An 18,066-nucleotide genomic window follows, 5' to 3' on the forward strand; every position below is an offset into this window, starting at 1 on the left:
ACCTCGGCCAATTGCCGGATTTCGAGGATGTCGAGGCCGAAGACCGCGCCCACGTGCATAACGACGTGCTTAACGACGTGTCTTATTCGGAGGAGCCATGCTGGGCGAGGTTCTGGGTGTCGAACGGCGCCGGCGATGGAGTGAAGACGAGAAGCTGGAGATCTTGTCGGAAGTCGGCCTCGGCGGTGCCTCGGTGACGCAGGTGGCGCAGCGCCACGAGATCACACGCTCCCAGATCTACGGCTGGCGGCGGGATCTGAAGAAGAAGGGCCTATGGTCGCCGGATCGCGGTGCCGTTTTCCTGCCGGTGGATTTCGGGTCGTGCCCGGAGCCACGAAGCGCCCCCGCGCCGTCTCGGTCAGTTCCGGTCGAGCTGCGGCTGAGCAACGGTCGCTGCCTTAGGTTCGACAGCGGCATCGATGAAGAGGCGCTGACTCCGTTGATCCGGGCGGTGGACGCGGCTTGATCGGGCCGGGCACAGGGGGCCGGGTCTATCTGGCCTGCGGCGCCACCGACATGAGGAAGGGCATCGCGGGGCTGTCGACTATGGCCCAGGATGTCCTGCGCCAGAAGCCCGCGAGCGGCGCGGTCTTTGCGTTCCGTGGGCGCAAAGGTGACCGGCTGAAGCTGCTTTACTGGGATGGCCAGGGCTTCTGCCTCTATTACAAGGTGCTCGAGCGCGGGCGTTTCCCCTGACCCAACACCGAGGCTGGTATCGCTCGACTGACCTCGGCACAGCTAGCCATGCTCTGGGAAGGGATCGACTGGCGGCGTCCGGACTGGGGTGCGCCGCCGGCACGGGTGGGGTGATTAATCACTCTGATTCCCCTTGTTTTATTGGTTCTTGACGACACGGCGTGGTATCTGTCGGCATGTCCGAAGACGTCGACATTCTCACCGATGACCCCACCGTTCTGAAGGCGATGATCGTCGCGCTTCAGACGGAGAATGCGCGCATGAGGGCTACGCTTCAGGCCCACGAACAGCTGGTCCAGGCGCTGCGCCTGCGGATCGCCAAGTTGCAGAAACAGGCCTTCGGCAAGTCCTCGGAGAAGATCGAATGGGAGATCGCCCAGCTCGAGCTGGCGCTGGAAGACCTGCTGATAGCTGTCGCCGAACAGCGCAATGAACCGGCTGGCGAAGCGGATGCCGGACCTCCCGCCGCTGCGAGAGGATGGTGCAGCCCGCGGCGCCAAGCCGCCCGATTCCGGGCAGCATGGCCGGACCGGGCCTGTTGGCGCATGTGCTGGTCTCCAAGTTCGATGACCATGTCCCGCTCTATCGCCTCAACAAGATCTACGCGCGCATGGGTGCGGACGTGCCCGACAGCACATTGCTGGACTGGTGCGGCCGGGCGATGAAGGTGCTCGCGCCGATCATCGAGAGGATCGAGGCCAAAGTCATGGCGGCGCCCGTGCTGCATGCGGACGACACGCCAATCCGCGTCCTGGACCGCTCCCGTCGCGACCGCGGCCTCGGCAAGGGGGTCAAGCAGGGGCGGGTCTGGGCCTATGTCTCCGACCAGAGGCCCTGGGCCGGCACTGCGCCGCCAGGCGTGGTCTACCGCTTCTCGCCGGATCGGAAAGGCAAGCATCCGCGTCAGCACCTGCAAAACAGCAGCGGTATCCTTCAGGCGGACGCCTATGCAGGCTTTGGCCAGCTCTACGAGCGCCGCGCGGACGGCAGCAGCCAGTTCCGTGAGGCGGCCTGCTGGGCACATCTGCGGCGTGACTTCCACGATGTCTGGGAGGCCACGACGTCCGAGATCGCGCGGGAGGCGCTCGACCGGATCGGGAAGCTCTACGATGTCGAACGGAGGATCGCCGGCCAACCCGCCGACCTGCGCAAGGCCGCACGGGAGCAGCACTCCCGCCCCCAGGTCGACGCCTTTAAGGCATGGGCCGAGGCCCAGCTGGCGCGCATCCCGGGCAAGGGCGATCTCGCGAAGGCCTTCCGCTACGGGCTCTCCCGCTGGCCCTCATTCGAACTGTTCCTCGAGGATGGTCGCATCGGGATCGATAACAACCCGGCCGAGCGCGCCATGCGCCCGATTGGCGTTGGCCTCCGCAACTGGCTCTTCGCTGGCTCCGACAGCGGCGGGGAGACCCTCGCCCGGGCCATGACCCTGATCGAGACGGCGAAAATGAGCAGGCTGGACCCGCAAGCGTGGCTTGCTGATGTCCTCGACCGCATCCACGATCACAAGATCAACCGGCTCGACGAACTGCTGCCTTGGCAATGGAGGCCGGCTGGGCAGACGCATAGCACGGCGGCCTGATGGCTGCCACGACCTATGTCTGCGCGATCAGTCATGTCGCCAGCGTGCTCGGAGAAGACCCGGATCTTCTCGAGGCCATCGTCAGCACCGACGACAACCTATCCTACGGCAGCATTGTCAGCGTCCAGACCGGTCGCGAAGAATACCTTACCGCTCTGACGGACCAAGGCATCGACGAACTCCGCGACATGCTCCTGTCAGCCCGGGTCTCTGTTGAGGAATGGCACCGCTTCCTTGAGGACTTCGTCGGCGAGCCAGACATCATCGCCCGCGTCAAAGGCCAGCCACTGCGGTAGCTATCGGGCGCTTACCCTCGAACCGTTGCTCGCCTGTTCTCGGCAACGACCGCGGGCTTGCCGCCATATCGGCCGGGACGACGCTTGTAGCCGACCTGCGCGGCGATCCCAGCCAGTGACGCCAATCGTGCCACGCGGTTCTCCGAGATCCGTTCCCCCTGGTCGCGCAGATCGTCGGTCAGCTTGCGATAGCCGTAGACCTTGCCACTCTCTGCCCAGGCCTGCCTGATCAGTTCGGTCTGCCGCGCATCTTCCCGCGCGCGATGGCTCAGTGGCTCCTTGAGCCGTGCATAGAAGCCGGAGAAGTGGACCCGTAGCACCCGGCACATGGCCCGGACGCCGAACTCCCCACGATGCGCCCGGATGAAGGCGTACTTCATTGGGACTCGCGCGCGAAGTACGCCGTTGCCTTTTTTAGGATGTCGCATTCCTCGGTCACCCGAGCCAGTTCGCGCTTCAGGCGCCGGTTCTCGGCCTCATGGTCGATGCCGGGCTTCGCAACAGGTTCCTCGAACAGCTTCAGCCACTTGTAGAGAGAATACGTGCTGACGCCCAAACGGTGGGACACCTCCCGCACAGGATACCCGCGCACGGTTATCTGATGCACCGCATCGCGCTTGAACTCGTCGCTGTAGTTGCTTGTCCCCATGGTCGCCTCCTCGGCTCAAAGTAAGGGGGCAAAGCGTCTACAAATCTAGGGGCACCTCAAAGTGCATTTTGTGGTTGTGCATCTCGGCGAGGGCGCAATTTCGGATAGATTGGCCTCACTTGGTTGGTCCGCGTCGAGTGTCAATTTATGGTCGGCCTTTGGTGCATTGGGGGAAATCATGTCCGGGACCGGCGGGCGCTAGCCCAGAACGCTGTGAGGTCGCTTGGTGTTGTATTGTTTCCTCCATTGTTCGATCAGGATTTGCGCCTTTCGCGGGCTGTAAACGATCTCGCCGTTGAGCATAGCGATTTGGAAACCTCGACGGACCAGAAGGCGTTCCAGATCTGATCAACCTGGTTGCGGATGGTGCCTGTCAGCATGTGCGCCCCTTGTGGTTTTTGCGGCGACTATTTGGGTGGAGAGGGCAGGGGAGACGTCATGGCGGTGTCTCTGCCTCACACGTGTTCAGCTTGACGGGGTGAAGTTGCAGGAAAGTAGCGCGTCAATTCTGCAGGCGGGATGACCGGCGGCAATGGCTTCGAGGGGCGCTTTCAGATAGGCGAAGGGTTCGCATCAGTTGATTTTCGCGGTTGCGCTCAAGGAAGCGATGCGAGCCAAGGTTCGACCGCCATTGTCGTATCCGGCGGAGAGTGCTTTCGTTCGGATCAGCGCGATGGGGCGGATCATGTTCTCGACTGCGTTGGGGGCGATCTCGACGCGGCCGTCGTGGAGGAAGGTCTGCAGGCCGCCCCACTGGCAATGGATGTAGGTCAGATTCCGGCCAAGGCGCGACTTGGCAGAGACCCGCAGGCGTTGCGATTGCAGCCAGTCGCCGAACTCCGCGACGATAGGTGCGCTGTGGGCCAGGCGGGCAGACAGGCGCTGACCGGGGCCCATGCCTCGGATATCGGTCTCGATGCGGTAGAGTTCGGAGATCCGGCGCAGGCCTTCTGCCGCGATCTCGGAACCGTCGCGGTCGAAGACCTCCTTGAGCTTGCGCCCGGCGTGTCCCCAACAATGCGCGACCGTGATCGGCGCGCCACCATTGCGGCAAGGGCGCGCCAGCCGGTCGTAGCCGGAGCCGTCCAACTGCAGGATGCCATCGAAGCCTTCCAGGATCCGCTCGGAACGCTTGCCATGCACGACATGGTTCAGCTCTGCCACGAGATGCTCAAAGCGCCGGTTCACAGGCCATGTCCTCGAAATGACCGTGTGATTGAACCCGGACAGGTCTTTTGCCCTCAGTGCTGGATAAGTTGGCGATCCCTAGCGCCGTTCAGCCCCCCCTAATCTGTCCGGTGGTTGCTGAAATCAAACACTCAAGGCCACCTACCGATACTGGGAGACCTCATTGTCGACGATCTGCAGAATTTTCTTAAAATCCCTTTTCATGCGGGCCGTCGGGCCGGAAACGCAAAGCGCATAGGTGTCTCCGGCAAGGCGGATCGGCACGGCCAGGCACGTCAGCCCCAGTGCGTATTCCTCGCGATCAAGGGCATACCCCACCTGCCGAATTTCATCGAAATCGGCGAGCAGTTGCTCTTGGGTCGTGAGCGTGTTCTCGGTCAAGGGCTTCAGGTCGCTGCTCCTGAAAAAGGCGTCCTGCGCTGCTTTGTCCGAGAGAGCAAGCAACAGCTTGCCCGACGCCCTGGCGTGCGTGAAACCGCCCAGGTGCTTCTGTCCGGTGGAGGCGTGAATGGGATTGGTACCGGTCTCGACCGACAGGGAGACAAGGTCACCGTCATACCAACCGGAGGCATAGCTGGTTTCGCCGGTCTTGTCCGCCACCCGTTTGACGATCCCGCGCAATTCGTCCGGGCAGGAGAAATGATTGCGGAACCCGTCGATCAGGTCACCGACGCGCAACCCCAGAACGTAGCTATTGTCGCTGCCTCGGCGCAGCAGGGAAATCGCCTGCAATGTCTGCAACAGGTGATAGGTCGCCTGGGTCGGCAGGCCCGTGGCTTCGCGGATTTCCGCCGCGCTCATCCCGGCTTCGCTTTCCGCGACGCAAAACAGGATCTTTGCGGCCCTCGCGACGGATTGCACCCGAGGCTTGACCGCGGCGGGCTGATCCTTGCCGTCCTTGGCTGGCATCCCCACGAGCGGTTCGTCGGTATCTTCGCTGATATCGTTGTTCATATGTCCAGCACCAGCCTGTTTCCCTTGCAACGCGAGACGCAGAGCGTCATCTGATCGTTTTGTGCATGTTCCTCTTCCGAAAGGAACATGTCCTGATGGTCAGGTATACCGTCTACAACGCGCGTGAGACAGGTCCCGCAGATGCCCTGTTCGCAGGACAGTTCAATGCCGATACCATTCTCCAGCAGGACCTCGGCGATGCTCATGTCGGCTGGCACATCAAAGCTCTGGCCAGCCTTTGCGAGATACACCTCGAAGCCCTCTTGCCCGCCTGTCGACGCGGGCGGCGCGGCGCTGAAGTATTCAAGATGCACAGCATCCCTTGGCCAGTTCCTGCCCGCCTCCGCCACGACCAACTCGATGAACGGGCCCGGCCCGCACAGGTAAAGATGCGATCCCGGGCGATAGGGCGCAAGGATCCGCGCCATTTCGCGCTGAACCTCTTGAGGGGCCAGGCCGAAGTGATGCGAAGTCCTTCCGGCGATCGGCGAACTTGCAATGTGATCAGCAAAGGCCGTCAACTCGGGGGAGCGGGTGAAATAGTGCAGCTCGTAGTCTGTGTCATTGCGCTCCAGCTCTTCGGCCATCGGCAGGATCGGGGTAATCCCGACACCGCCGGCCAGCAGGACGACCCGCTCGGGCCCGGGCGTCATGGGGAAATTGTTGCGCGGATACGATATCGGCAGGATGTCGCCCACGGACAGGGCTTCATGCACATGGCGTGACCCGCCGCGAGAGTTTGCCTCTTTCTTCACCGCAATCCTGTAGCGATCCCCGTCTTCGGGGGAGCCCCAGAGCGAATATTGACGGATCAACCCGTTGGAAAGGTGCAGATCGATATGTGATCCGCAATCGAACGGTGGCAGGGCACCGCCATTGGCCGGGGCTAGGGTGATGCTGATGATTTCGGGGGTTTCTCGGTCGATCGCTTCGACCAGAACATCCAGAGTTCCCTTCATGAATTGCCCCTTATGCGCCGGCTGATTGTACGACGAATTGCCGGACAGTGTGTTTTTGCGCGATCTTCAGAAGCCCGCCGCTGCGGGTCAATTGACCGTGCGAGGTCAGGACCATCGCCGGTCCAGGAACCGTCGGCACCTCGTCCGTTTCCGACTGTCCCGCGTAGAGCGTGATGCACAGGTTGAAACGCGCCCCGTCCAGAGTCTCGTCGATAAGGATGTTGCTGAGGATATGGCGGGTGCGCAGGGTCGGGCTGCGGCCCTCGTAGGCGGTCTCGACCTGCTTCGGCCCCACCAGGACCTCGCCCTTGCGATGCCATTCGCCGGACGCGGCAAATCGCTTTGCCGCGTCGGAATACCGGCCTTCGTCGATGGCCTGGTAAACTTCGGTCAACAGTTTCTGAGCTTCGAGTTGCATCGCCTGCGTCATGCCGCGTCCTCCTTGTCCGGTCGTGTCACACTGCTGGCCATGGCCTCGACCGAGGCGGTCAGGGCGCCGATGTCGGAGCCCAGCAGAAACAGGCTTATGCCCTTGTCGCGCCAATGTCCGACCTTGGCGGGCGGGCAGAGGCAGCCGGCGACACACGCCGTCCCGGCGAGCTGTCGGATTGCCACGTCCATGGCCTGTGCCACTTCGGGCGCATCGGGCCGGCCGCGGTGGCCAAGCTGGGCCGAAAGATCCATCGGCCCGAAGAAAACTGCATCGACACCATCGACCACGGCGATCTCGGCGATGTTGTCGAGGCCTTCGCGGCTTTCGATCTGGAGGATCACGGTGATCGGCTCGGCGGGACCGTCGCGGAAATAGCCCTTGTCCATGCCATAGCGCGACGCCCGGATGCTGCCACCGATCCCACGCGTGCCCTCGGGGGCGAAACGGGTCTGGCGCACGATGTCGCGGGCGGCGTCCGCACTGCGTACGTCGGGAACCATGATCCCGGTCACGCCCAGATCGAGGATCGGCTTGATCACTCCGGGTTCGTCCGAGGCGACCCGGACGACGACCGGCTTGCGCTCGGCGATGGCGGCCACCTGCGCATGCATCGCGGGCAGGGCGGTCGCGCCATGCTCTGCCTCTATGACGATGTAGTCCATAGACGAATGGCTGAGGATCTCGGACACTTGGAAAGCCGGGAGGCAGTTGAAGACCCCCAGCACCGGCTCTCCGGCGGCAAGTCGCCGCCGGAAGCTGCTATCATTCGGGACTGTGCTGACAGGTCCGGTCATTCTGCACCAACCTCGGCCGCCTTTGCCTGGTCCTGTGCTGCGGCGGGGGCAAGACCGAGCTTATGGCCGAACCGTTCCACCATCACGTCGTCGAAGGGGATGGTGTCGCTGCAGACATGGCTGCCTGACCGCAGTCGGTAGTTTTGCGGATGCGAATGGGCGGTGGGCAGTAGCCCTTCGTTGTCGAGCGCCTTGGCCGCGTCGAGGATGTAGCGGCGGAACTGCACCACCCCCAGGTCGGAGGAGTTGAGATGCTCCTTGGTCCGGTCGACGATCGGCCCCATGCTTTCCTGAATGGCAGCATCCTGTTCCGACACGCCCTTGATGCCGGTATAGGTCCGCGTTTTCTGATCCTCGCGGTCGATCAGGAAATCATTAGTGATGTTGCGGAGCGGTACATAGTTCTCGTCCGTCGCCGCGTGGATCGACGCGCCGTTCCGGAACCGCTCGACCTCGTCCTCGCCCAGCTTCCGGTCCGGGTTCCAAGTGTAGTTGAAGATCCAGCAGGTTTCGTCATCGATTGGTACCCAGCACTGACCGTGCATGTTTTCGCCCGGAAACGCGTTTGGGGCGAGCCCGTGGTTGGGCATCAGGAACTGGCTGATGCGCCAGTAGGTGTCGCCCTCATCGGCGTAGCGAGCCCCTCCGATGACCAGCCCGGCCTCGTGCTTGGTGATCGAGAAGCGCGGCGCTCCGTCGTTTCGGATCCAGCCGATGCGCCGTTCGTCGGCCGAGGATTCGGCCACGAAAGCATCTTTGCCGAAATTGATCTTGCCGCCGACCAGCGGCATGTGCAGGAACGAGAAATGCGCGGTGTCCAGCGCGCCTTCGCAGGCCTGCGCCCAGTTGGAAAATTGGTATTTCTTCGAGACGTAGACCTGGTCATCGGGCATGTCGAGAAAGTCGAACTGGGGCATCTCGGGCATCAGTTCCTCGGGTCCGAGATAGACCCAGACCAGCCCGCCGGCTTCGCGTGTCGGATAGATCTTCAGCTTGATCTTCTTGCACATCTTCTCGCGCTGGCCGTTATCGGGCAGTGTGGGAATATCAAGGCAGTTGCCATCGACATCGAATTTCCAGCCGTGGTAGGCGCAGCGAATGCCGCCTTCTTCCACGCGCCCGAAGAACAGGTTGGCGCCGCGGTGCGGGCAGGTCGGGGTGATCAACTGGGCACGCCCGTCGCTATCGCGGATCGCGACCATGTCGGTGTCCAGGATCTTGACCCGCCGCGGCGGGCAATCCGGTTCGGGCAATTCGCGCGACAGTAAGGCGGGCTGCCAGAAAAAGCGGAACAGCTGGCCCATCGGGCGGTCGGGGCCGGTTTCGGTCAGGATGGCGTTTTTCTCTGCGGTCAACATGTCGGTCTCCTCCTCGGGTCCGTGTCAGGAATCCACGCCGAGCGCGTCGGCGATCTTGTCGTGCAACAGCTGGAACTTGTCGCGATCCGTCCGGTCCTCCGGCGTCGGGCTGACCTCCAGCAGAAGGCGCGCGGGCGCCCCCAAGACAAGAATGCGGTCCGCCATCTCGATGGCGTCGTCGATGCGGTGCGTGATGAACAGGCAGGTCTTGCGGTATTCACGGATCACCGCGCTGACATCCGAGCGCAGGGTCTGCGATGTGACGTGGTCCAGCTGGCTGAAACATTCGTCCAGCAGCAGGATTTCCGGGTCGATGGCCAGCGCCCGGGCCAGGCTGACCCGCTGTCGCATGCCGCCCGACAGTTCATGCGGATAGAGATCCGCGGCATCCGCCAGATTGACGCGCGCCAGCCATTCCCGGGCCTTTTCCCGGATTTCCGCCTTGTGGTAGTGCAGGATCTGCAGGCCCAGTTCCACGTTCTCGATCGCGGTGCGCCAGGGCAGCAGCCGGTCGGTTTGGAACCCGACCGAGATCGTGCGCCGCAGCTTGCGGAAATCCTTGTTGGGATCCATGCCCATCACCCGCACGCGCCCGCTGGTCGGGCTCATGTTGCCCATGATCAGGTTCAGCGCGGTGCTCTTGCCCGCCCCAGTGCGCCCCAGGAACGAGACGATCTCGCCGCGGTTGACGTGAAAGGACAGGTTCTCGATGGCTGTGACGGCGCCGAACTGCTTGTTGACCTGATCGATCAGGATGGCCGGTTCCTGGGTTTCGACCGGCGAAAAATCTGCATGCATGTTCATCACCGTACCTCGACTTCGGGTCTGTAGCTGAGGACGCGCTTTTCAAGGACCGCGACCAGGGATTGGGACAGGATGTTGAGAACCACCAGAAGCAGCGTCCAGGCAAAGACGGCGGCAATGTCGAAATTGGCCTGCGCCAGCCCCATCTGGGCGCCGATCCCGACCGCCGACGCAATCAGTTCGGCAAAGATCACCATCCGCGTCGCATAGCCGATCACCGACCGCGTGGTGGTGAAAACATAGGCCACGATATGCGGCAGGATCAGGTAGCGCAGCACCTGCCAGCGGCTGGGCCGGAAGCTTTCGCACATTTCCAGCCATTCTTTCGGCAGCGCGCGAATGCCGTCAAAGACGTTAAGCGCGTAGAAGGGGATCAGGATCACCGACATGATGAAGAAGATCCGGATTTCCGGTTCCTTGAACCAGAAGACCGCGAGTAGCATCCAGGACAGCGCCGGGATGCCGGTGTCGATGACCACCAGCGAACGGATGTAGGGGCGCAGTCCGGGCAGCATGCCCATGACGACGCCAAGCACCGTGCCGACGACCATGGCAAAAACCAGGGCCACGAGAAGCCGGATAAGGGTGACGAGGATTTCGTCCCAGAGGGGAAGGATCTGTGTCCAGAGCTTTTCAGCGATCAGCAGTGGCGGCGGCGCGATATAGTCGGGCGCGAACAGGCTGGCGACCTGCAGGGCCGCGATGATCAGCAGGATCACGATGAGGCCGGCAAAACGGTCACGCTTGATCAGACTGCTGAAATTGAAGACGGACGCAGTGGTGCGGGTCATTGTGGTGTCGTTGGATGACATTGGTCCACCCTATGTTTGGCCGGACCACAACCCGCGCGAACGGGTTGCGGCCCTGGCACGGATGCCATCAGGAAGCGAAGAAACCGTCTTGGATTTCTGCACCGTCCTTGTCGATGAAGGCCTGCGCCTGCCGGATCAGGTCGCGGCCCGTATCTGCGAGCATCGAATAGGACTCGAACTTGAGCCGCCCGGCCTCATGCGCGCCCATGAGCACCTCGGGATCGAGGTTCAGGTGCGGCGCGGCAATTGTGAACGCCTCCATCGGGTCAGCATTGATCTGATCCATCAGCTGGGCAAAGGTCGCGTGGACCTTGCCCGCGATGTCGCCGTCCCGTTCGATGGCCTCATCGCGCACGGCGCAGCCGAAATAGGGCAGGACCTTGCCAGTGGCGGCATGGTATTCGTCGCCAAGGTTGAAGATCGGGCGCATAGTGTCGATTTTCGCCATCGCGGCAGAGACATTCGGCTCCCACGACAAGGCCGCGTCGACGTTCTGGGCCATCAGCAGCGTCATCGCCTGGGCCGGGCTGGGCACGTTCTGGACCACGACGTCCTTGCCGAGTTTCATGCCGTAAATGTTCGCGATCGCCGACTTGCACATGTTGAAGGCGCCCGAGGCGGCGATGCCGGACAGGGACTTGCCGTGCAGCCCTTCGACGCTCGACGGTCCGTCCTGACGGCTGACGATGTTGATCATGTCGCCGGTGGTGAAGGTCGTCGCCATCTTCGCGGGCACGGATTTGCGGTGCATGCGCAGGTAGGTGTCCCAGGCACCGATCCCCAGCTCGAAAGTGCCGGAAATAAAGTCGCTGTAGTAGCTCGACACCGAGGTGTATTCATTGGTGATGTCGATCTCCAGACCGTTGTCCAGGTCGGGTCGCTTCGCCTTCAGGTTCTCGTTGATGATGACACTGACGCCGGTCTTGAGCGTCGCATAGGTCAGCTTGGTGCGGTTGCCCTGGGCCAGGAGCGGCCCGCTGCCCAGGAAGGGTGTCGCGGCAAGGGCGAGGCCCGTGCCCGCGAATTGTCGTCTTGTTAGTGTCATGGTTTCTCCTCCAGATCAGGGTTCAAGTCGTTCTCAGAACGCGCTGCGGAACATCCCCCCGTCCATCAGCAGGTTCTGACCAGTAATGAAGCCGGCCTGCGGGCTGCACAGGAAAGCGCAGGCGTGGCCGAATTCGGCGGGCGCCCCCAGGCGCCCGGCGGGAATGGTCGCAAGGCGTTCGGCCGCGAGCTCCTCGATCGGGCGCCCAAGGCGTTCGGCGCGGGCACGCAGCCCCCCGCGTGAACGTTCGGTGTCGAAGTAGCCGGGCATCAACTGATTGATGGTGACATTGTCCCCGGCCACATCGCGCGCGATGCCCGCCAAGAAGGATGTCAGCCCGGCGCGGGCGCCACTGGACAGGTCAAGGCCCGATATAGGCATCTTCACCGTGACCGAGGTGATGTTGACGATGCGCCCGAACCGGCGCGTGGCCATGCCGTCGATCACGCGTTGGATCATCTCGATCGGCGCCAGCATGTTGGCCCTCAAGCCCGCTACCATGTCGGCTCGGTCGAGCGTCCGGAAATCGCCGATCGGCGGGCCGCCGTTGTTGTTCACCAGAATGTCCGGCTCCGGGCAGGCCTCCAGCAGTCTTTCCTGGGTGTCGGGATCCGTGATGTCTCCGGCGACTGGAATTACATCCACGCCAGTTTCGGCCGAGACCAGGTCAATCGCCGTCTGTTTGAGGCGTGTCTCGTCGCGACCGTTCAGGACAACCGACGCGCCGGCCCTTGCAAGGGCCTCGGCGCATCCACGCCCGAGGCCGCTGCTTGAGGCGCAGACAATCGCGCGACGGCCCGTCAGATCGATGGCGATGCTCATGGATCATTCCTTTCCCAGTTGGGTCAGCACGCGCGCAGCCACGGTTTCCGCATTCGGCAAAACCTGCCGTTGGAGAACCGGAGAAGCCGGCATCCGCATGTCGGGGGTTCCCAAGCGTCCGAGATTTTCGATCCCGGCTTCGCGCAGGCGGCACAGAAGCTCGGCGCCGACGCCGCCGGTCTGGTTGGCTTCATGCATCACGAAGGCCGCATTGCCGGCCTTGCGGATTTCTTTGATCAGCGCGGCCTCGGGCAGGGGCGACAGCCAACGCAGGTCAATCACCGAGGCCTCTACGCCGGAGTCGGCCAGCAGTTCGGCGGCCAGTTCGACAACAGGCATTCCGGTGCTCCAGCTGACCAGCGCGATGTCCTTGCCCGTGCGCCGCGTCCGCAGGCCGCCAATGGGCTGCACCGGGGCGGAGAAATCGACGGTTTCCTGGCGTTGGTAGAACGCCCGGGATTCGATGATGATGGTGGGGTCGTCGCATGCGATGGCCGCGCGCAGCATGTCATGCGCATCCTGTGCGGTCGATGGCAGGCCGATGCGCAGACCGGGGGTATGGAACAACAGGGCTTCCAGGCTCTGGCTGTGCTGCGCGCAAGAGCCCGGCGTGACCCCTTGCTGCATCCTCACCACCAGTGGTGCTGTGCAGGTGCCGCGGGTGAGGTAGCGCAGGTTGGCCATCTGATTGATGATCTGGTCGAGGGCGACCAACATGAAATCTGCCCACATGATCTCGACAACCGGGCGCTGGCCCATCATCGCCGCGCCCAGTGCCGAGCCGAGGATCGCGCTTTCGGAGATCGGGGTGTCGAAAACCCGCGTCGCGCCGAATTCCTTTTGCAGGTTGCGGGTGCACCCGAAGATGCCGCCGCCGACGCCGACATCCTCGCCGTAGACCAGCAATTCGGGCCGTGCGTTGAGTTCGGCCTGCAACGCGGCAGCGACGGCCTTGCCGTAGGTGGTTTCGCTGGGCTCATCGCTGCCGGCGACTGCAGCAACCGGGGAGGGGGCAGCACCGATGATGTGATCCATCGCCGTGGCCGGATCGGGTTCGGGCGCGGCGATGACCTCGGTCCGCAGTTGTTCCAGCTCGTTTTCCAGGTCCTGGTCGATCTGGCTCAGCTCGGCCTCGGAGATCGTGCCCTCCTGCACCAGCCGGGTACGGAGCGCGACGAGCGGATCGCGGGTTTCGGCCTCGCGGACATCGGACCGCGGGCGATAGTGCTGCAGGTCCTTGTTGTAATGCCCCCATAGCCGGACCGTGTTGAATTCGAGGAATACCGGCGCGTCTTTCTCAAGGATATAGGTGCGGGCGGAGGCGACGCTGTCCCGGACAGCGATAGGGTCGTTGCCCTCGACCGTGGCGGAGCGCATGCCATAGGCCCGCGCGCGTTGTGCTTGGCGCGGCATTGGTGAAACGGTGTCGGAGCGGGTCATTTCCGCCCAACCGTTGTTTTCGCAGATGAAGAGCACCGGCAGCTTGTTGAGCGCCGCGAAGGTCATCGCCTCGTGCACGGCGCCCTGATTCATCGCGCCATCACCAATACTCACGACCGAGATGCCGCCCGTTCCCTGGATTTTCTGCGCCATCGCCACGCCCGCGGCGATCGGGTAACCGGCCCCGACGATAGAGTTTTCGCCGATGAAACGATGCTCTGGCGCGATCATCATGGCGGAACCGGCCCGGCCGCCGTTGATGCCCGTTCCCTTGTGGGCGATCTCGCTTAGCACCTCGAACGCGGGGATGCCGGCTTCCAACGCCCAGCCGTGGCCGCGATAGGTTGCCGAGATACGGTCTTCGGGATGCAAAGCTTCGGCGGTTCCGACCGGAATCGCCTCTTGCCCGGCGCAGAGGTGGATCGACCCGATCGCCACCGGGGTTTTGCCGGAGCTGAACTCCCGGCAGAGACGCTCGATCCCCCGGATCAGGGACATTCTGCGATAGGCGGACAGTGAGAAATTGACGTCGTCGGTTTTCTTCAGCATGGGGCGATCCTGGTCAGCGCAATTTATCATTATTTGACACACCTATCATATCAAGATAGTTCGTCGCAAGAGATTATTGCGGAAAAACGCGGCATGTCGGGCAGCGGAGGGCGTCAAAACGGTCGCTATCGCGAGCCGAAATGGGAAATTTTCGCATTGATTTCAAGTAGTTAGAAAAGTATGTCAGGCCAAGGAAGGACTTATCATGAAAGCAGTTGTCGCATCCGGGGCAGGCGGGCCGGAGATTCTCGACCTCGTCGATCGCCCAACCCCCGAACCGGGGCCGACCGAAATCCGTGTCAAAGTCGCGGCGGCGGGCGTCAACCGACCCGATGTCGTTCAGCGCCAGGGAAATTATCCGCCGCCGCCGGGGGCCTCGGACGTGCTGGGCCTTGAACTGGCCGGGATTGTGGAAAGTACCGGTGCAAATGTGACCCGCTTTCAGCCCGGCGACCGGGTCATGGCCCTGGTGGCGGGCGGCGGCTATGCTGAATTCGCGATCGTGGATCAGACAAACGCCCTGCCGGTTCCCGACGGCATCTCGATGGTCGAAGCCGCGGCCTTTCCCGAGACCTATTTCACCGTCTGGAGTAACCTGTTCGAACGCGCCGGTCTTGCCGCGGGGGAAACGGTACTCATCCACGGCGGAACCTCGGGCATCGGTACCACGGCGATCCAGCTTGCCAAGTGTTTTTCCGCCAAGGTCATCACAACCGTTGGGTCTGCTGAAAAGGCGCAGGCGGCGGTCGGCCTGGGCGCCGATCGCGTGGTCATTTACAAGACCGAGGACTTTGTCGCGGCAACGCTGGAGGCGACGGAAGGCCGGGGCGCCGATGTCGTTTTGGACATGGTCGGGGCGGACTACCTGCAAAGGAACTTCGACGCGGTGGCGGTTGATGGCCGGATCGCACAGATCGCCTTTCTCAGCGGATCGAAAGGTTCGTTCGACCTGCGCCCCATCCTGGTCAAACGTCTGGCGCTGATCGGATCGACGCTGCGGGCCCGACCGGTGAGCATGAAGGCCGAACTGGCCGCGGAACTTGAACAGCATGTCTTGCCACTGCTGCGTGACAGGAAGGCGATTCCGGTGATCGATTCGACCTTCGCATTGCATGACGTTCGGGCGGCACATGCCCGGATGGACAAAGGCGCACATATCGGGAAGATCGTCCTGACGGTCTGAAGAGGCCCAGAGTCGCTGCCCATTGGCGGCCCCTTGCCACGGCGGGGGGCTTAGCAGCAGCGACCGGGGCCGGGCGGCGCTTGTTAGCGAAAGGGCCATTCGCGCCGACCGGATCTCACAGGCTTCGGCCCTGGGGCGGATGCCGTGTCACGGCTCTGCCCGGTCACGCATTTCACTGGCGACCGGGCAGACCTTGGGGATCACTCGCAGGACCAGCTCATCCGCGAAAAGTCGAAGTCCCAGCTCTGCATCGGCACCCATTCATAGCCCTTCAGGCACTTGTGAACGGAAAAGCGGCGCTCTTGTGCCAGCAGCCAGACAGAGCGCTGGTCGTCCACCAGCTTGCGGTAGATGTCCTGGTAGATGCCGTTGCGCTTGGCGGTGTCGGTTTCCGCGCGCGACACCTCGATCAAGCGGTCGATCTCGGGGTCCTGCACCCAGTCCATGCTGGCCCAGTTGCCGGCGGCGCTAGAGGCGTATTGGACGTAGAAAACCGAGTCCGGGGAGGGGTAGGTCGGCCCGTAGAACACCTGTGTGGTATGCGGCGTGGTCTCGACCGAGGTGGCCAGATCCGTGATCCGGTTCCAGGGTTCCGGCTGAATGGTCACTTCAAAGCCGATCATGTCCAGCGTCGATTTCAGCAGCAGCGCGATTTCTTCCTCGAAGGCGGTCTTGGACACATAGGTATGGGTCAGCTGAATCGGCCCCTGGCCCGCGTATTTCGACTTGGCCAGTTCCGCCTGCGCCGCGGCGATGTCAAAGACCGGCTCTGCGGCGTCTTCGGGCACGGCGGCGGCAAAGATGTCCGACAGCGGCCCACGCAGCGGTGCCCCCGGATAGATCACTTCGCGCACGGTGGCATAATCCATCGCCATCGCGATGGCACGGCGCACATGGACGTCATCGGTCGGCGGAACCTGGTTGTTCAGCTTGATGTAGAGGCCGGTCGCGGTCGGCGTGGTCAGCGTGACGTAGTCGTCAAGCTTGGCGATGCCCTCGTAGGTTTCGGTCGACTGGTACTGCGAGGAGATGCCCAGATCGCCGCGTTGTGCCAGTGCGCGCACGGTGGCCTCGTCGCGGGTCACGACAAAGCGCACTTCGTCGATCGGGCGCGCGTTGGGCCAGCCGCCGTGATAGGCCTCGTTGCGGGCCAGGGTCATCTGTGCGCCGCGGTCCCAGCTGGACAGGGTGTAGGGGCCGGCGCCGGCCGGGGTCTCCGCGAGGAAAGTCTCGCCCCAGGGGTCGTCGCTATTGGTCTGGACCGCTTCCTCGTTCACCGCCAGCAGCAGCGGGGTGATCGAGATGAAGGGCGCATAGACCTTGTTGAGCGTGATGACCACGGTCCGGTCATCGGGGGCGGTCACGGACTCTGCGTCGATCAGGTCCGAGAACAGGTAGGACGGACCCTCGTTGATCGCCAGCAGGCGGCGGATCGAATAGAGGATGTCCTGCGCGTCGACCGGCGTGCCGTCGGAGAAGGTCGCCCCGTCCTTGAGGTGGAAGGTATAGGTCAGGCTGTCGTCCGAGATGTCCCAGCTTTCGGCAAGCTGCGGGATCACGTTGCCCGCCGCATCCACGGTGGTCAGCGCGTCGTATAGGTTCACGGCGGCCATGTATTCCGTGTAGTCGTTGATCTTGGCCGGGTCGATCGTGCCGAAGATCTGCACGGCATTGACGGTGATCGCCACCTTGTCGTCCTGGGCCGCCGCCGGAAGGGCGGTCAGCGCGGCCAGCGCCGTTGCTGCAAGTAGGTTTTTCATGTCAGAGACCTCCTGTTCAGGTGTTGGTATTTGTTGGGTTGAGTGTTTCGAGTGGTGCGAAGGCGTGGCTGTAGCCAAAGTAGCCGGGACCAACGAGATCCAGCCCACCCGCGCTGCGCCACTGGGGATCCGCCGGCAGTCCGATCAGCCGCAGGCCAAGGCCGTAGTGCAGCTTTTCGGTGGTGACCGGCAGGCCCCCGTCCGCATCCAGTGCGCAGATCAGGTCGGGCGTCAGGGCCATCGGCTGGCCCTCTCCGTCTTCGAGGCACAGGAATTCGTTCTGGAAATCCAGGGTGAAGCTGCGGCCCTGATCGTCATCCAGCCCCTTGAGAACGGCCCGTCCGCGAGCGAAACCGCCGGTGGTGCGGCGTTCGATGTCCACCACGCGCGCCGTACACAGCTGTATCCCGCCGCAGCGGCGGATCAGCGCGTCACCCGGGTGGCGGTTGGCCTGCCGTTCGGCGGCGATGCTCTCGCCCAGTTCGCGGATCAGGCCCAGGGTGCCGCGCAGCAGCCCTTGTTTCGCCTGCGCCCCGGTCATCGGATAGAGCGCCACCAGCGCGGCACCGCCCATCTCGACCGTCTGCGCGCGGGCAAGACGTTCGGTCCATTGGTTGCTGATCGCGTTCAGGATCGAGGTGTTGCCCTTGTCATCGGCCAGTGCCATCGGCGAGGCCTTGATGTCATGCAGGGTAAAGCTGACCATCTGCAATTCGGGAAAGGCGCGGCCCATGCCGTCACC

16 protein-coding genes and 4 pseudogenes are annotated in these 18,066 nt (G+C 63.2%); 5 read left to right on the forward strand and 15 right to left on the reverse strand.

The annotated features are described in order from the left end of the window. The first annotated feature begins 97 nt into the window (after positions 1-97). From tnpA to PVW46_RS19480, 4 genes and pseudogenes are all read left to right on the forward strand, one after another. Positions 98-466 carry an IS66-like element accessory protein TnpA gene (gene tnpA / locus PVW46_RS19465; protein ID WP_043141364.1) on the forward strand — a complete coding sequence of 123 codons (369 nt, stop codon included), beginning with the start codon at positions 98-100 and terminating at the stop codon, positions 464-466. Continuing rightward, positions 463-696 carry an IS66 family insertion sequence element accessory protein TnpB gene (tnpB, locus tag PVW46_RS28820; RefSeq protein WP_373286053.1) on the forward strand — a complete coding sequence of 78 codons (234 nt, stop codon included), beginning with the start codon at positions 463-465 and terminating at the stop codon, positions 694-696. Before tnpA ends, tnpB begins: the two co-directional genes overlap by 4 nt. Before the next feature lie 176 nt (positions 697-872). Then, positions 873-2,278: pseudogene (gene tnpC / locus PVW46_RS19475) on the forward strand (IS66 family transposase). Further along, on the forward strand, positions 2,278-2,574 hold the full coding sequence (locus PVW46_RS19480; RefSeq protein WP_043141367.1) for a hypothetical protein: 297 nt from the start codon (positions 2,278-2,280) through the stop codon (positions 2,572-2,574). The pseudogene tnpC and the gene PVW46_RS19480 overlap by 1 nt, the downstream one beginning before the upstream one ends. Before the next feature lie 35 nt (positions 2,575-2,609). Here the strand turns inward: PVW46_RS19480 and PVW46_RS19485 are convergent. From PVW46_RS19485 to PVW46_RS19545, 13 genes and pseudogenes are all read right to left on the reverse strand, one after another. Further along, a pseudogene (locus PVW46_RS19485) lies at positions 2,610-3,223 on the reverse strand (IS3 family transposase); the annotation flags it as partial. Positions 3,224-3,421: 198 nt separating this feature from the next. Next, positions 3,422-3,538: pseudogene (locus PVW46_RS19490) on the reverse strand (integrase core domain-containing protein); the annotation flags it as partial. 150 nt (positions 3,539-3,688) lie between these two features. Beyond that, positions 3,689-4,360 (reverse strand): annotated as a pseudogene (locus PVW46_RS19495) (IS66 family transposase); the annotation flags it as partial. Positions 4,361-4,552: 192 nt separating this feature from the next. Then, on the reverse strand, positions 4,553-5,365 hold the full coding sequence (locus PVW46_RS19500; RefSeq protein ID WP_043141371.1) for an IclR family transcriptional regulator: 813 nt from the start codon (positions 5,363-5,365) through the stop codon (positions 4,553-4,555). Continuing rightward, a complete protein-coding gene (locus PVW46_RS19505) occupies positions 5,362-6,324 on the reverse strand; it encodes a PDR/VanB family oxidoreductase (RefSeq protein ID WP_069208475.1) in 963 nt (320 codons plus the stop codon). Before PVW46_RS19505 ends, PVW46_RS19500 begins: the two co-directional genes overlap by 4 nt. Positions 6,325-6,334: 10 nt before the next feature. After that, positions 6,335-6,754 carry a nuclear transport factor 2 family protein gene (locus tag PVW46_RS19510; protein WP_043141373.1) on the reverse strand — a complete coding sequence of 140 codons (420 nt, stop codon included), beginning with the start codon at positions 6,752-6,754 and terminating at the stop codon, positions 6,335-6,337. Beyond that, complete coding sequence (locus PVW46_RS19515) at positions 6,751-7,551, reverse strand: HpcH/HpaI aldolase family protein (RefSeq protein WP_069208474.1); 801 nt, start codon at positions 7,549-7,551, stop codon at positions 6,751-6,753. Before PVW46_RS19515 ends, PVW46_RS19510 begins: the two co-directional genes overlap by 4 nt. Further along, complete coding sequence (locus PVW46_RS19520) at positions 7,548-8,909, reverse strand: Rieske 2Fe-2S domain-containing protein (RefSeq protein WP_069208473.1); 1,362 nt, start codon at positions 8,907-8,909, stop codon at positions 7,548-7,550. Before PVW46_RS19520 ends, PVW46_RS19515 begins: the two co-directional genes overlap by 4 nt. 24 nt (positions 8,910-8,933) lie before the next feature. After that, entirely contained in the window at positions 8,934-9,707 is a 774-nt protein-coding gene (locus tag PVW46_RS19525; RefSeq protein ID WP_069208487.1) for an ABC transporter ATP-binding protein, read from the reverse strand. Between the two features lie 5 nt (positions 9,708-9,712). Next, positions 9,713-10,504, reverse strand: coding sequence for an ABC transporter permease (locus PVW46_RS19530; protein WP_274577230.1), 792 nt, complete (start codon positions 10,502-10,504; stop codon positions 9,713-9,715). Positions 10,505-10,592: 88 nt separating this feature from the next. Further along, positions 10,593-11,570 (reverse strand): ABC transporter substrate-binding protein, encoded by a 978-nt coding sequence (locus PVW46_RS19535; protein WP_069208472.1) that lies wholly within the window; start codon positions 11,568-11,570, stop codon positions 10,593-10,595. Positions 11,571-11,603: 33 nt separating this feature from the next. Then, positions 11,604-12,386: an SDR family oxidoreductase gene (locus PVW46_RS19540; protein WP_274577237.1), complete on the reverse strand. Its 783-nt coding sequence runs from the start codon at positions 12,384-12,386 to the stop codon at positions 11,604-11,606. 9 nt (positions 12,387-12,395) lie between these two features. Further along, complete coding sequence (locus PVW46_RS19545; protein ID WP_069208470.1) at positions 12,396-14,381, reverse strand: alpha-ketoacid dehydrogenase subunit alpha/beta; 1,986 nt, start codon at positions 14,379-14,381, stop codon at positions 12,396-12,398. A 205-nt stretch (positions 14,382-14,586) separates the two neighbouring features. On the opposite strand from PVW46_RS19545, the gene PVW46_RS19550 reads away from it, so the two are divergent. Continuing rightward, a complete protein-coding gene (locus PVW46_RS19550) occupies positions 14,587-15,564 on the forward strand; it encodes an NAD(P)H-quinone oxidoreductase (protein ID WP_069208469.1) in 978 nt (325 codons plus the stop codon). 200 nt (positions 15,565-15,764) lie between these two features. Here PVW46_RS19550 and PVW46_RS19555 read toward each other — a convergent pair whose 3' ends face one another. Together PVW46_RS19555 and PVW46_RS19560 are read right to left on the reverse strand one after the other, a co-directional pair. Next, positions 15,765-17,324 (reverse strand): ABC transporter substrate-binding protein, encoded by a 1,560-nt coding sequence (locus PVW46_RS19555; RefSeq protein ID WP_069208468.1) that lies wholly within the window; start codon positions 17,322-17,324, stop codon positions 15,765-15,767. Between the two features lie 16 nt (positions 17,325-17,340). Further along, positions 17,341-18,066 (reverse strand): S-methyl thiohydantoin desulfurase family protein (locus PVW46_RS19560; RefSeq protein ID WP_274577235.1); only part of this gene is annotated, 726 nt, incomplete at its 5' end.

This window comes from Mameliella sp. AT18 (assembly GCF_028807275.1).
Taxonomy (GTDB): Bacteria; Pseudomonadota; Alphaproteobacteria; order Rhodobacterales; family Rhodobacteraceae; genus Antarctobacter; species Antarctobacter albus.

Coding starts and splice junctions, on each gene's coding strand:
- tnpA (WP_043141364.1), top strand. CDS start 98: ATGCTGGGCGAGGTTCTGGGTGTCGAACGGCGCCGGCGATGGAGTGAA.
- PVW46_RS19480 (WP_043141367.1), top strand. CDS start 2,278: ATGGCTGCCACGACCTATGTCTGCGCGATCAGTCATGTCGCCAGCGTG.
- PVW46_RS19500 (WP_043141371.1), bottom strand. CDS start 5,365: ATGAACAACGATATCAGCGAAGATACCGACGAACCGCTCGTGGGGATG.
- PVW46_RS19505 (WP_069208475.1), bottom strand. CDS start 6,324: ATGAAGGGAACTCTGGATGTTCTGGTCGAAGCGATCGACCGAGAAACC.
- PVW46_RS19510 (WP_043141373.1), bottom strand. CDS start 6,754: ATGACGCAGGCGATGCAACTCGAAGCTCAGAAACTGTTGACCGAAGTT.
- PVW46_RS19515 (WP_069208474.1), bottom strand. CDS start 7,551: ATGACCGGACCTGTCAGCACAGTCCCGAATGATAGCAGCTTCCGGCGG.
- PVW46_RS19520 (WP_069208473.1), bottom strand. CDS start 8,909: ATGTTGACCGCAGAGAAAAACGCCATCCTGACCGAAACCGGCCCCGAC.
- PVW46_RS19525 (WP_069208487.1), bottom strand. CDS start 9,707: ATGCATGCAGATTTTTCGCCGGTCGAAACCCAGGAACCGGCCATCCTG.
- PVW46_RS19530 (WP_274577230.1), bottom strand. CDS start 10,504: ATGACCCGCACCACTGCGTCCGTCTTCAATTTCAGCAGTCTGATCAAG.
- PVW46_RS19535 (WP_069208472.1), bottom strand. CDS start 11,570: ATGACACTAACAAGACGACAATTCGCGGGCACGGGCCTCGCCCTTGCC.
- PVW46_RS19545 (WP_069208470.1), bottom strand. CDS start 14,381: ATGCTGAAGAAAACCGACGACGTCAATTTCTCACTGTCCGCCTATCGC.
- PVW46_RS19550 (WP_069208469.1), top strand. CDS start 14,587: ATGAAAGCAGTTGTCGCATCCGGGGCAGGCGGGCCGGAGATTCTCGAC.
- PVW46_RS19555 (WP_069208468.1), bottom strand. CDS start 17,324: ATGAAAAACCTACTTGCAGCAACGGCGCTGGCCGCGCTGACCGCCCTT.